The organism is Butyricimonas sp. RTP31003st1_G1_RTP31003_210430, from assembly GCF_040920905.1.
GTDB lineage: Bacteria > Bacteroidota > Bacteroidia > Bacteroidales > Marinifilaceae > Butyricimonas > Butyricimonas paravirosa.
This window is the reverse complement of record NZ_JBCOSQ010000069.1, coordinates 13527-28602: the sequence shown is the minus strand read 5'-3', so window position 1 is coordinate 28602 and position 15076 is coordinate 13527. Positions and strand designations below refer to the sequence as shown.

The following is a 15076-nucleotide window of genomic DNA, read 5'->3' as shown; positions in this document are numbered from 1 at the left end:
CATCAATACCGTGCTAAACTTACTGTTAGTCATTGTCTTCAAGATGAGTGTTGCGGGCGTCGCTATTGGTACGGTCGTTGCCAACATGTTCAGCGCGGGCGTGATCATATACATCCTGCGACACGAACAAGGACCATTCAAGCTAGACTTCAAGCACCTCCGCATCAATCGTCCCGAATTACGAAAAGTTCTTCAGATCGGAGTCCCCGCAGGAATACAGGGGATGGTGTTTTCGATTGCCAACATTTTCATACAAGCAGCCGTCAACCGATTCGGCTCCGCAGCTATTGCCGGTTCTGCCGCAGCCCTCACGTACGAGTATTACTGCTATTTCGTGGTCAGTGCTTTCAGTCAAGCCGCGGTGACTTTCATCAGCCAAAATTACGGGGCTGGACAAATTGATCGCTGTAAAAGAATTTTCCGTCTGACGATGTTATTAAGTGTTGCCTGTTGCGGCTTGCTGAACGTGCTATTCGTCTGGCAAAAACACTTCGCCATCAGCTTTTTCACATCCAGTCCGGAAGTATTCCACTATGCAGCACTTCGCATGAATATCGTCTTATTGACACAGTGCCTTGCCTGCTCATACGAAATTGCCGGAGCTGCACTCCGGGGACTTGGCTATTCCATGCTACCGGCTATCCTCACCGTGTTCGGTACCTGTGTCTTACGATTACTATGGATATACCTTGTCTGTCCCTTATTGCCCAGTTTCGACGCTTTGATGGTCATCTATCCCATCTCGTGGATCGTGACGGGTGCTGCCGTTTTGGTCGCATACTACGTGGTACAAAAGAAATTGTTTCACCCCAAGGGAATAGCGATTCTTACCGGACAGTAAAGCCCTATACCATCGAGATAAGTAAAAAATAAATAGTTTAAAATCATCTCCTTAGCAGCTATCAAAAAAATGCCGACCCGAAAATAATATTCCGGTCGGCATACTCACATAACTTATTTCCTATCGTCCCCTTCTCCTTAACCAGATGAACAAAGAAAGGAAAAGTAACAATCCCGGGAAACCGCCAAGCAAAGCATAATTAAGCACCTCGGCACCCGTTTCCCCCACAAACAATTTTCTATCAATCGGATATGGGCGTCTCACGTCAATAGGCACCTCCCCATCCGAAAGCCAGAAGAAACTAGCTTGAATAATCACGGAATTTGCCGTCCATAAAGGACTTCTACCTCGAGTAAGCTCCCCATCACTTAAGCAATCTGCATCTCCCAAAACAATAACTTTCTGTTCTCGTTCTCCCATCTTACGAGATAACGCCAAAGCTAACGGATAAGATTTCTGAACCTCTCCCACAGCCGGATTATACACCACCTCTTGATCAACAATATCCGTGTTCTCCAATTCATTCCAACAAGTCGAATCTGACATAAATAATGGCACGACATCAAATCCTTTATCTGTTGTATATTCCAAACCAGCAGCAGTAGGCATAGCTGCCACGTAATAGGGCCGCATATAACCGAATACATATGATAACTCCACCGCTTCATTCGTTGGTTGTGTAACAATCAAATCTATTGGTTGTTTTTGCGCGACAAACCCAGCAAACGGACCAAGATCCTTATTATCTTTCTTTTCTTCTTCAGGATCTTTCGGTTTCTCCGGCTGAATCAAAAAGCCATCCACAAGTTTCACTCCAAATGGTTCCATCACGGCGCCCATTGCACCTTGTCGACCAGGCTCCCCAATAATCACCAAATTACCTCCCCGAGCAACATATTTATCAAAGTTCACTTTTTCCACTTCTGTCATCGCTTCACGCATCTCGGCTATAACCAAGATATTAATATCTTTCGGAATTTCCCGATCCAAGGTTACGTCTTTGTAGTTAAATCCCTGATTTACCAAAGCCTGCCTTAACATCGGCAAATGAGTAAACATACAATAATTACGATCTCCCGGACGATCAGTCTCCCGCTCTCCGTGACCGGACAAAAAGCCAATCGTAGGTAAGGTCATCACCATTCGTTTTAAAGCAGCAGAAATTTCTGATTCCGAAGGAAATATTTCGCGGTCATCATACAATCTCAGAAAGGTTTTCTCCCCAGACTCCCGCTCCAACAAACGTACCGTACGATTGCCTTCCGTTGTTCTCAAATCAATCTTTGCACGAATCTGCTCTGGAGTCAAAATTTTTTCTGGATTCAATTTTTCCATTTCGATGACCTTTTTCGCTTTTTCCTCGTAACTCATTCCCGGAAAGGCCCGCTCCAAATAATCATTCTTAATCGTATCATAATAAAGCACGTATTTCATCTTAATTTCCGGTTTAAAACGTGTATACTGCTCAAAACGGCGAATATCATTATTATACTCTCTCGGATAACCCACCCAATTATACTTATCCAAGATATTCACATAAGTAGTAATTGTCAATCCTCCTTTCAATTTATTAATAATATCCTGACTATTAGGAGTTAAAGTATTTGATTTGGTATAAGTGGCATCATAATAACACTTGAAGACGGGACGAGAAGAAACGAATGCCAGCACAACAGCAATCCCCCACACCCCGGCATATTTACCCAAAGAAGTTAACCAACTTACTTTCTGTCGCCTTGCCTGCATACGAATAATCGTCATCAACAAGAATAACATCACAACCACCACAAAATAAAGCACGTCCTCACTACAAATCATCCCAAACATAAAATTATCGGAACGTCCTGTCATTCCAAACCAATAAGTAACCTCTCGAACAAATGGTACAGACTGCCACATTCCTTTTACATAAGTCAACACGGCAAGTACGGCCAATGTGCCTACAGCCGCCACGATCTGGTAAGAAGTCAAACTGGACATAAACAGACCGATAGACACATAAGCACACAATAACAAATAAACCCCCAAAAGTCCCGTTAAGAAAACAGGAATATCCATGTTCTCAATCGTACATATACCATAGATTCCATAAACCAATAAAACACCAACCAAAATCAAACCATATATCAACATGGCACAATATTTACCCAAAATAATTTGGGCATTCGTAATCGGAGAAGAATAAAGCAATTTTATCGAACCACTTCCCAATTCCCGACTCATCAATCCCATCGTCAACAACGGAATGTATAAATATAAATAAGACTGTACGGCTACAAACAAACCTCTTTGTCCACCAAAAATAGAGAGTGTCAGATTAGCCCCTCTTCCTCCCATACTTTGGGATCGTACAATATCTGAAATCATCCCGGAAAACAACATTCCGGTTTGAAACGTGAATATAATCAAAATCAACCAAGCAATCGGGGAGTAAAATAAATCCCGCAATTCCGTTTTCGCTATCTTAAATATCGTTCTCATCTTTACTGCAAATAAAATTTAATACTATTTCTTGGACAACTCGGCAAAAATGGTATCCAACGAACTCTTTTCCTGTTGTAATTCCGTTAATTGCCATCCCCGTGTATAACTAGCTTCCACTATACTGTTCATCGCCTCACGCGGATCAGAAAATTGAATCCGGAATCTAGGACCACCCAATTCATCCACACGCACGACACCCGGAAGGGCTTGAATATCCGCTATCAAAGGAACGGATCCCAAAGAAACAATCAACGTGTTCGGTTGTATATAGTTATCAAATTCCTCCACAGTTCCGGAAAAAACCATACTTCCTTGTTCGATCATCCGGATATAGTCACAAGTAGCTTGTACCTCTGTCAAGATATGGGTTGAAAGAATCACCGTACGCTCTGTCGCAATCTCTTTTATCAAATGGCGAATCTCCACAATTTGATTCGGATCCAAACCATTTGTCGGCTCGTCAAAGATCACCAATTCCGGATTATGAATAATCGCCTGAGCAATCCCCACACGTTGTTGATAACCGCCTGACAAGTTATGAATAACCCGTTTGGCAAAATGTGAAATACCACAACGCCCCATCACTTCTTTTATCGCTTTCTTTACTTCCCGGTCCGGAATATGCCGTAGCTCCGCACAATATTCCAAGTATTCTTCAACAGTCAGATCCGGGTGTAACGGCGGCACTTGAGGTAAGAAACCAATATGTCGTTTTGCCTCAACGGGATTTTTACTGACACTGACTCCCTTTATATAAACATCCCCTTCTGTTTGTTTCAACACCCCACACATGATATTCATGGTTGTGGATTTACCGGCTCCATTGGAGCCAAGTAATCCATAAATACCATTCTTTGTAATTTCAAAATTAATATCCCGAATCGCCCATTGCACGCTATAACGATGAGATAAATGTTCCACCTTAACAATTGATTCTTCCATACAATATGATTTTTAATACAAACTTTTCTAATATTCATCTACACCAACAACGCCTGTAGCCATTTCCTTTGCCATTGTTATCTTCCCTTCAAAATTCATTGTCTTTACACAAGTTGGTCTATCTCGTTCCGTAATATCATAAAATTTCAATGTACCATTCTCTCCCCCCACAACTAACAAGTTATACCTATCAATCATACCAGTTTGAGAAGTTCCATAACCGATATAGGTGATTTTTTCAGGAAAATCTGTAATCATCGGCTTACTTGCATATCCATCACTAATAAGCAAATAATTTACATTATTTCCCTCCGTATATACCACCTGATTATTGGCTTTTGTATTATATGCCGTACAACTAGTTAATATTAAAGCATCATCTGAAATTTGCACGGGACATTCAATCACCCGCGAATCCCCTCCCGGAGAAAAAGGAGGCATTCCTGGTGCTGACTGCACTAAAGATCCGTCCATCGGGTTTACCATAAACTCTCCACACCAAGTCTTTCCTGCTGCATCATTGTAAATTACAGAATACATATAAACACTTGTCGTAAAGGACAACATAACACTCTTCATATATCCCATATTCAATACGTTAGTCCCATTTTCAAACCCCCAAACCGGAGGACAATCTGTTAACGAATTATTACTTTTCAAAGGCATTAAACTAACTGCTAAATAAGACGGATCTCCCCATCCACTACCAGCTTGTTTAGAAACAAAAGCAATCATTATCACTCTATTATTCTTTTCATCCCAACAGGGAATGGAAGTGAAACCATATAAACGAGTACCAAATCCGGTAATTTTATATCCTTTTTCATCCAATTCATAAGGAGTATTAATGAACATACCCCCTAAATTATTTTTTGACAATTGCCGTCTATAAAGTTTTCCGTCTTCATTTGCCAAAAAAGTACACAACCCTGTCCCTCTATCTGCCTCCCAAGCGTCTACTCTTGCAATTGGAGCAAAGTCCGCTGGAGCTCCTCCTTCAAATAAATCCTTCATATCTGAACGTAATTCAAACGTAGCGGCATCTACCTCATAAGCGACCTCGTCAGTCATAATCGTAATAGATCCCATGGGACCAACATTTTTAGCCGTTCTCGTATACCCTAGAAATTTAGGTTTACCAGAAATAGACATTCCATTCACATCTCCAAAAGAATCTTGTAATTCAAATTCATCTTTCGCCTCATCCCGATTATACGTTCTTTTTACAAAATAACATTCTCCTTGATTTTCCTTTTCTACCAGAACAAACCAATCCCCGGCTCCACGATAAGGAGTTATAAAAAAAGAAACCAATTTCATGAAATGAGTTTCATATTCCTTATCAATAACAGTAAACGAACCTCTTAAATATTTTCCTGCCCCACAAAGTTCCGTCATATTCGCCCATTTAATCACGCTATCTGCCGGAAGATCAATATCCGCTTCCGTAGAGATTACCACATCATTCAATCTCCATTCATAACGCACCTCTTTTTCTCGTTGAACAGAATCAGTCTCCCACCTAAAAGCCTCTCTTCCACGCAACTTCATCATGTCATGCTCTGTTGCATACACACTTATAGGTTGATCTGTATACCATTTCGGCTCCTTAATATCCTCATAATCATAGTTTCCCTCATCCTCTAAACAACCAAATATCAAGAGGAACGACAAACAAAATAATATATGAATTTTTCTCATAATAGCAACATTTTAATCATTAAATCACAACAGTTATATCATTACCATTCTCATCCTTTTGTCCGGGATTGGCAATCAACCATTCTTTAAACTTTAACACCAACCCAATAGCCAAATCTGGGCGTTCTTCAAACATCTCTCTATCCATCGTCATTTCAGGATCAGCATGTTCAACAAACAACTTATATTTCGTACTGGAATACACTCCCAAAAGAGTTAGTTCTACTTCACTATCCCACCACGTCGGTTTCTCTGCCACATAAGATGAAATAATCACGGCCCGGCGACGTTCATACTGTCCTAATCCAATCCCCTCTCCTGGAATCAACTCAACGAACAATCTCACTCCTTTCTCTAATTTTTTTAATCGCTCTGACAAATTCAATCGAATTTTTATCGTGTCTTGAATATCCAATTGTCCTTTTTGCAAAGGTCGTGCATGAAATATGTATTGATCGTCCAAATCATATTCATCTTTATTAGCAGTAGTACCTTCTTCTATTACTTTCAAGCTAAAAGCAATATCATCCGTTAATGGTAATCCTGAGTAGTTCACAACGACCTCTGCTTCTATTGTCTGTGTACCATCTGGATAAAAAAAGAATGACATCACCGTCGAGTCTGCCCCTTCTGTTCCTGGTCGAAGGGCATTCATATAAAACTTATCAAAATAAAGCTGAGATTGTCCGTCAAAAATTTTTATTTCATCTTCATTACAAGAATAGAAAGACAAAAACATCAACATTATCACAAAATATAAATATCTTCTCATCATGATTCAAGATTTAGATCATTACTTAATATCTGCCGGAACAGGAAACATGCTTTCCTGGAGAGTCATAGGACGTAACGTTCCTTTATCATTTACAATCACTGCATTCAAACGTTTATACAGGAAAAATAATTGTCCCTCAGAAATCCATTCGCGACGGGCATCATGAAGTAATTCTTGTTCAAATTCTACCCAAGTAGATCCACTAAGTGAACTTCCATAGATCCCTCTATTTTCCCGAATCTCATTTAAAATTCGATATGCATCACCCACATTCCCATTATGTGCATAATACTCGGCCATAATGTATTTCATCTCCGTAAGACGTATCACAGGGAACAAATTCACAGTCTTATCCCTAGTGTCTAAATTTGTAGGAATAAACCATTTCCCGGAAACAGGATATACTCCTCCACCATAAACGATCATATGATTCCATCGATGATCAGAACTCTTCTCATCAACTCCTCCATGTGAAAAATAACTTTCCGATATCTGAAACCAATTCGGTGAAACTCCGCCTTTCCAATCTGCACTTAACCAACTACCTGAGCCTTGATAAGACAAGCTATTATAAGCTGCAAAAATCAAGTTCGACATTGTCTTATAATCCTTCCGATTGTTAAAAGATTCCTCCGTATTACCCCAGCCCTGTGTTAAACCACTATAATCATCCTTATACATCAGATTCTTTGAACCATCCCGAAACACCACATGCGCTTTCACCACCTCATCCGCATAATCAAAAGCTTCTTGCTCCAATCCGGCATATTGACAAACCCTAGCAAGCAAAGCTGTTACCGCATTATAACTCATCCGATATCCACGCCCTTTAAAAAAATCATCTATTGAAGCTGCATCAAAATCTTCTATCTGCTGTCCCGATATAGTTTGATAATTATACGTAAAATCGTTATTAAAACGCCCGGTCCCGGACAAATTAATTCCTTGTCCGTTTACCGTCGTATCATAACCAACAACTAATTCCCGAGCTTTTTCCAAATCTGCAATCACTTTTTCCAAATAAGGCTTAACGCCAAGTTTTGAAGCAGATAACACCGGGTAAGACTCTACATAAGGAATATATGTACGTCCATCATCATTTACCAACGCCGGAGCAAACAAGCGCAACAACTCAAAATGGATCAAAGCCCGGCAAGCGTACGCTTCTCCCATGATCATTTTCCTTTCCATTTCGCCCTCTGCAAATATATCATTCGAAGCCTTCTCAACATTTTGCAACAAATCATTCGCATTAGCAATAATATTGTAAGCAATTCCCCATGCACTCTCTATACTCGCTGACACTTGAGTATTCGTGTATTCAAACTTTGCTGCGGCCTTGCACATCTCATCATTAAATGAACTTAGATCATACAATTGAGCCATACAATCCAACATCCCATAAGACCAATTCCGACCATAAAGTTCCGGTTTCCCCATTGACTTATACAATCCATTCAAAACGGACCGATAACCGGTCCCCGAACTAAACAAATCATTCTCGGTTGCCTGACCCACAGGAGTAACATCTAACCAATCTTTACATCCCGTAAGTACCAACGTAACGGCAACTATCAATATTTTAACATAATTTCCCATGCCATATACCATTTAGAATCCAACATTTAATGAAAAACTGAAACTTCTTGCAAATGGATAATTTATAGCTCTCTCTTCTTTCACACTACGCCATTTACACAAATCATTCGCACTGAACTGCACACTCAAGCTTTTAAGTTTCCACTTAGAAATCAACTGACGACTAAAATCATAACCAATCGAAAGGCTTGTAAAATCCAAACGATTATCATCTTGTACAAATCTAGAGGTCGGGTTCTGGGTCGGGTTCTTACTCAAATCATAATAGGGAACCACATCTCCCGCATTTTTCCATCTAGCAGATAAAACCCGTTTATCCACGTTCTGTGTACTAATTTGAGCATTCTCGACTTTGTCCGCCAAGGTTGAATTATAACTTTGCCCTCCCCACTGGTAATTAAAATAAGCATTCAGCGTAATTCCTTTCCAGCCCACGTTAATCCCGAAAGAACCTTTTGCATCCGGCTCGGTATCTCCAACAACAACTTGATCATTAGCATCCCACGTATAAGTAGACATCCCGTTCTTCTTGATAAAACGCTCACGTCCATTAGCAGGATCAATTCCCTCAGAACGAACAGCATAAATAGAAGACAACGACTTCCCTTTATAATACAACATCAAAGGTCTGCTCAACACATCTCTATACTCAGAATCTTCTTTTTCATATTCAGCAAGAATTGTCTCATTATAAGCATTCATCTCCTCACTCAGCTCCGTGATTTTACTTCTATTAGATGACAAATTTGCCATAAATGTCACCATCCAATCCTTATTTTGGAAAAGAGTAGAAGTTACTGCAATTTCAAATCCTTCATTCAAAGTCGAACCGGAATTTTCTTTGTAAGAAGTGAAACCGGAATAAGCTGGAATTTTCACATCATCAATCAAATCCTCTGTCTCATTCCGATAATACGAACCTTCCAAAGTGATCTTATCATTCAATAAACCAATATTAAAACCAACATCTAACTTATAAGTTGTTTGCCAAGTCAATCGCGAATTCCCCAAAGCCATCAAAGAAGCTGCGGGACCTGTGAAAAACCAAGCATCTGTTGCCGTCTGAAAAGTTGTTATTGCCGTGTAGGGAGCGAAACCCACATTACCGGTAGCCCCATAAGATGCTCTTACTTTTAAACGGCTAATTAGCCAATGTCCTTTCAAAAAATCATAATTATGAACATTCAATCCTACTCCAACCGACCAGAATGGAGCAAATTGTTTGTCTCGGCCAAAATCAGAACTCCCATCCAAACGGAAAGAACCATCAAACAAATAAATATCATTATAAGCATAATTCACGGATGCCAAAAAACCTATTTTCCGAGTCTTTGATTCTGAAACATTCACCGGATTTGCCTGAGTTGCTGCAAATTGAGGTTCATGCATATTACCCAATTGAAAACCGTTTAAAATGTATGATAATGATTCCGACTCACTTTCAGAAACCTCTCCACCGGCAGTAGCATTAATAAAATGGTTACCAAAAACATGATTATAATAAAACATGGCTTTCCCGTTCCAACTCCAATTATTATTTTCCTGACGATTCAATTCTCCTTTCTTATCAGCAGAAGTCACATCATAAATAGGATCTGCGGGATCCGTAAAATTATCTGTACGTCCATCTGTTCTACGGAGTCCCAATTGTCCCTTAAACATTAACCCTTCCATAATATGAATATTCAACTGGAAGTTATTCGTTAAATCTCGATTTTTCATTTTGCCATAGAATGTTGATAGATTAGCAACCTTCCATAAAGGATTCACTTTCGAGGTCGTCGTTCCAGTCGTTTCTTTTAGCAAACGCCCATTTTCATCATAAATTTCAGCGTAAGGTTGTGCTTCAGCATATTGTGTATACTGCCCATAAGGAGAATCTTCTGATTCTGTAACCGTATAAGTAATGTTATTCAATAATTGTAACCAACTCCCTGCACGATAATCCAATGTTAAACCTCCCCCATAAATATGACGGAATGAACCTTTCATCACACCATTTTTACTCGCATTATAATTCAAATCTATTCCATATCTGATACTCTCCTCTCCTCCAGATACATTCAAACTATGCATATGACCAAAAGCATTTCGTAATGGCTGTGACATCCAATCTGTATTCACCCCACGCAAAATAGCATTTTGCTTCTTATAATAATCTGCCAAAAGTGCAATTTGCTGTTCCGGATCATCTGAAGAATATAAACCACTCAAACGCTCTACTTCCAACTTTTCCGCAGCATTACAAAGATTGTAGTCCGACAAATCCGGAAAATCTACGTTTCCAGAAAAATTATAATAAATTTGCATCTCCCCAGCCTTTGGAGCAACCGTCGTAACAACAACAACACCATTGGCTGCCTGTGAACCATACATGGCTGTTGCTGCAGCATCTTTTAAAATCGTGATTGCTTCAATTCGATTCACATCCAAATCATAAATCTTCTGCACATCAACCTCAAAACCATCCAAAATAAACACGGGTAAATTAGGATTATTTTCCAGAGTCGTGCGCTGAGTTCTTTTTTGTTGTTCGACATCCAACCCTTTAGCCTGCCCGATAGAAGTTTCTCCCCGGATATTAAACTCTGGTAAAGCATTGGGATCTGATCCCCACAATTTATTATCCTTAATCCTGAAAGAAGGATCAAACGTCTGTAACGCCGCAATCACATTCTTTGAGTTTACTTTCATCAACTGCTCTTTTGTCACAGTTGTTGCTTTACCGGTAAAACTCTCTTTACGAATATTAGAATACCCCGTCACGACCACTTCATCCATTTTTTTTTGATCTTCCACCATTACCACATTGACTGTATCCTGTCCGATATACTTAATCTCTTCTGTCCGCATTCCAACAAACGAGAACACTAACACGAAATTAGTATCACGCATGACAGGCAAAGTCATGCCGTACTGTCCGTCACGATTAGTCGCTGTACCTAAACTCGTCCCTTTTACCATAACTGTTACCCCTGGTAAAGGCGCCCTTCCCTTATCCGTCACCTTACCGACAATTCTAATTTCCTTTTTCTTTTCGTCATTCAGAGGTTTTAACACGATCACCTCATTTTGAAAAACATACGTCAAACCAGTACCTTTCAAACAGTCACTCAGAATCTTTTCCACCGTTGAGGCTTTTACCTCAACATTCACTTTTCCCACCTTATCCAAATCTTCCTCGTGATACATGAAAACAAACGTGGTTTGTCGCTGAATTGCCCATAAAATATCCTTCAAATAGGCATTCTTCATAGAGATTGTAACCTGTTGCTCGTTCTGGGAATAAACCGTTCCATGCGTGTTTATTATCCCTAGAAAAACAAATAAAAAAGTCCATTTCGACATAAGCCATAATTTTTGCAATTTCTCACGTTTGCACCTGAGAAACATTAGAAAATTTTCCATAAATTTGCTCTCCCAATTATTAGTTAATAATTATCTCAATGTTAACGAAGTAATTCCCGCAGGAAATGCTGGTACCATTTCCTGCCTTTATCTACCTCGTTTTATTTTCAGAACTTTTCCTTCTTTCGTTATTTTTATTTTACCATTCAATTCAAAAATATTCAACAAGGGCTCTATCGTTTCGAGACGACTCATATTAAAACCGAAATGCAAATCCTTGGCACTCTCATCCTCGTACACAACAGTCATATCATACCATCGTTCCACCACCCGCATGATCTCTTCCAAACGAACATCCCGGAACCGGAACATACCATCCTTCCAAGCCGTATAATAATTCACGTCCACTTTCCTAACTTCCACGCCTCCGGAGGTTTGATCTAATACCAACTGTTCATTAGGCCGTAATGTTCTCGCCTCTCCAATACATTTGCCAGAGATGGAAACTGCCCCTTCAACCAATGTTGTCGTGATCACATGTTCATCTGCATACGCCGTGACATTAAATTTCGTTCCTAACACGGTGATCTCGTACGCCCCGGTCTTCACGATGAAAGGGACATCTTTGTTCTTAGTTACCTCGAAAAAAGCTTCTCCACACACCTCCACTTCCCGGCATTTTTCAGAAAAACGTTCCGGGAAACGCACCTTCGTCATGGAATTCAGATAAACAAGCGTTCCGTCACTCAACACTAATTGATACTCCCCTCCTTTCGGCACGATCACCTCGTTATATCTCAAAGAGTCCATCGGAGCCTGATTTCCTGTACTTTTATAGGAAAGAGTTTTTCCTTCGTTATTAATGACCGTGTTTTCCCCCTGCGATATAACCCCGGATTTCTCAACCAAATCAACCACCTCCCCCGAAGGCAACACCAGCTCCGCCCGGCTTCCTCCGGGTGTGATTGCATTCAGCTCCGCCAAAGAGACAGTCTCCTCTCCCGAATGAAGAACGCCATAAACAGTAGCGCCCAAGGGGATCAACAAAACTGCCGCATAACGTAAAAACACACGCCAGCGTATTGCTTTTTTCTCTGTTTTCTTTAATTTTTTCGAGTATCCCTGCCAACCGGATACTTTATCAAAAGCCGTGAAATGTTTTTGTTTCGATTCCCAGCCTTCCCGACTGACGATTCGGTCATACAACTGACGGTTTCGCCCTGAAGCCATTCGCCACTCATCCAATAATTGCAATTCTTCATCAGACAATTCTCCGGCCATCGATTTTGCGATCCAAGAAGCTAGCAAAAACGGGTCATCCATCAATTCCGGACTATTTTTATCCATTCGTTCCATATCAATTCATTTACCACGCAATTCAACCCTCGTGCAATATCAAGATTTAATACCCTCGTATCCCAAGTTTTTACGACCTATTTATTTCTTTACCATTACAACACGAAAAATGGAATTTATGGGGAACGAAAAATTCACTTTTTTGAAAGAAAAAAAACAAACAACCCTAGGAATCAGCTATTTATTCAGGAGGAAAATAAAAACCAGATAATAATATTCTCGCAAAATCTCGCGCAATTTCTTGTACGCTATTTTCTTTAACGTATGCACGGAACTCTCGGCAATTCCCAGCTGTCCGGCAATCTCGCTATTTTTCAAGCCATCCATGGACAACATAATCACTTGTCGGGTTTGGTGAGGTAAGGATTCCACGGCATTATAAAACATTCGATAGGCCTCTTCCTCTACCAGCGTCTCCGTGTAAAATTCAAGAGATTCAACCACGGAAAGATCCTCCCGCCTCAACTTGTGATCGCGTATATAGTTCAAACAATCATTCCGCACCATGGTATAAAGGAAAGATTTCACCTTGAAATAGTTATCAAAACCCTCCCGCTTATTCCAGAATTTCACGAACCCTTCCTGAACAATATCGGCAGACAGGGCATCATCTTTCAAATAGGTGGACGCAAAAACGCACAAGGCTTGATAAAATTTATCAAACAATTTTTTAAATACTCGCTCGTCTATCCGCAACGAGCTCTCATTTTCCACGTCCATACAAATGCTTTTATTATTAAACACAAACCTAATGAAAAATATGACAAGCAGCAAACTCATACCATAAAAAACTTGCCACCCGCCTCTATACCCGTTCGTTTCCAGACATAAAACATAAAGACAACGTGATTATCGTTAAGAAACTTTGAAGAGATGGATGCCGCGACCCCGGAAGCCCCGGGACAGGTGATGTATCCCTTATCCCGGGCCTTTACCGGGGATATAATGGCCCAAAATTCTATTCTTGAGCGTGAATAGCCTCGTTATAGGTCCGGTTAACGGGATACTCAAGTATGTTATTTTTGTTTTCCATCTGTTAAAATGGCGGCGATAATCGGGCGAGCATCGGGCGACAATCGGGCGATGGCGCCTAACAGCCTCCCAATAGTCGCCCTACCGCCATGTAACGGACATGAATAACCCCGAGAAAAAGGATGCTAAACACCCCTAGTTGCCAATCCATAAACAATTCACTACTTTTGCGACAAGAAGAATGACACTTATATCACAAATATGTTTATAGATACTCACTCACACATCTATGCCGAAGAGTTCGACAATGACAGGGAAGAAGTTATTCAACGGGCGTTAGCTGCCAACGTTCGACAGATTGTACTACCGGACATTGACAGCACAACCCGGCAAGCAATGTTATCACTGGCGCAAACCCACCCGGACATGATGTACCCCACGCTGGGAGTACACCCGACTTCCGTAAACGAATCCTACAAAACGGAAATGCAACTTTTCGAGAAATTACTAGGCCAAGAAACAATACACGGAATCGGAGAGTGTGGAATTGATCTTTACTGGGATAAAACATTTTACAAGGAACAAATTATTGTCTTCGAACGACAATTAAACATCGCCCGAGAAATGGATTTGCCCGTCATCATCCATTCGAGAGACTCGCTAATGGAAATATTTACCGTGCTAAAAAGACAACACTATAACATGAAAGGCATACTCCACTGTTTCCCTGGCACGGAAGAAGATGCCCGGCGGGCAATAGACTTAGGTTTTCTACTGGGGATCGGTGGTGTCGTTACCTTCAAAAAATCATCCATGGCAGAAGTCGTGGGAAGAATCGGGGCAGAACACCTTGTATTAGAAACGGATGCTCCCTATCTTGCCCCCGTTCCCTACCGGGGTAAACGCAATGAAAGTAGTTACATTCCGTGTATAGCCGCTAAAATTGCTGAAATTCTAGGGATCGACACGAAAAAAGTCGAGGAAATAACAACGAATAATGCTATGAATTTATTTAATTTGCACGTCAGTAGTGCGAACTGTTCATAGAAAAGATACAG

The 15076-nt window shown here is 40.5% G+C and carries 10 protein-coding genes; 2 read left to right on the top strand and 8 right to left on the bottom strand.

Going from position 1 to position 15076, the window contains the following annotated elements; translation table 11 throughout:
* Positions 1–841: MATE family efflux transporter (locus AB5542_RS17430; RefSeq protein ID WP_368243262.1), on the top strand; the 841-nt coding region annotated here is incomplete at its 5' end.
* Between the two features lie 120 nt (positions 842–961).
* Here AB5542_RS17430 and AB5542_RS17425 read toward each other — a convergent pair.
* From AB5542_RS17425 to AB5542_RS17390, 8 genes are all read right to left on the bottom strand, one after another.
* Positions 962–3322, bottom strand: coding sequence for a Gldg family protein (locus AB5542_RS17425; protein WP_087419543.1), 2361 nt, complete (start codon positions 3320–3322; stop codon positions 962–964).
* 24 nt (positions 3323–3346) lie between these two features.
* Positions 3347–4267 carry an ABC transporter ATP-binding protein gene (locus AB5542_RS17420; RefSeq protein WP_087419542.1) on the bottom strand — a complete coding sequence of 307 codons (921 nt, stop codon included), beginning with the start codon at positions 4265–4267 and terminating at the stop codon, positions 3347–3349.
* 27 nt (positions 4268–4294) lie between these two features.
* The gene (locus tag AB5542_RS17415; protein ID WP_087419541.1) at positions 4295–5968 is read right to left on the bottom strand and encodes a PKD-like family lipoprotein; all 1674 of its coding nucleotides are present in this window, start codon (positions 5966–5968) and stop codon (positions 4295–4297) included.
* A gap of 19 nt (positions 5969–5987) precedes the next feature.
* The gene (locus AB5542_RS17410; protein WP_087419540.1) at positions 5988–6743 is read right to left on the bottom strand and encodes a DUF4843 domain-containing protein; all 756 of its coding nucleotides are present in this window, start codon (positions 6741–6743) and stop codon (positions 5988–5990) included.
* Between the two features lie 18 nt (positions 6744–6761).
* On the bottom strand, positions 6762–8342 hold the full coding sequence (locus AB5542_RS17405) for a RagB/SusD family nutrient uptake outer membrane protein (RefSeq protein ID WP_279038390.1): 1581 nt from the start codon (positions 8340–8342) through the stop codon (positions 6762–6764).
* Positions 8343–8354: 12 nt separating this feature from the next.
* Entirely contained in the window at positions 8355–11690 is a 3336-nt protein-coding gene (locus AB5542_RS17400) for a SusC/RagA family TonB-linked outer membrane protein (protein ID WP_279038391.1), read from the bottom strand.
* A 147-nt stretch (positions 11691–11837) separates the two neighbouring features.
* The gene (locus AB5542_RS17395) at positions 11838–13046 is read right to left on the bottom strand and encodes a FecR family protein (protein WP_279038392.1); all 1209 of its coding nucleotides are present in this window, start codon (positions 13044–13046) and stop codon (positions 11838–11840) included.
* 177 nt (positions 13047–13223) lie between these two features.
* Positions 13224–13766 carry an RNA polymerase sigma factor gene (locus AB5542_RS17390; protein WP_279038394.1) on the bottom strand — a complete coding sequence of 181 codons (543 nt, stop codon included), beginning with the start codon at positions 13764–13766 and terminating at the stop codon, positions 13224–13226.
* 513 nt (positions 13767–14279) lie between these two features.
* On the opposite strand from AB5542_RS17390, the gene AB5542_RS17385 reads away from it, so the two are divergent.
* A complete protein-coding gene (locus AB5542_RS17385; protein WP_279038396.1) occupies positions 14280–15065 on the top strand; it encodes a TatD family hydrolase in 786 nt (261 codons plus the stop codon).
* The last annotated feature ends 11 nt before the right edge of the window (positions 15066–15076 follow it).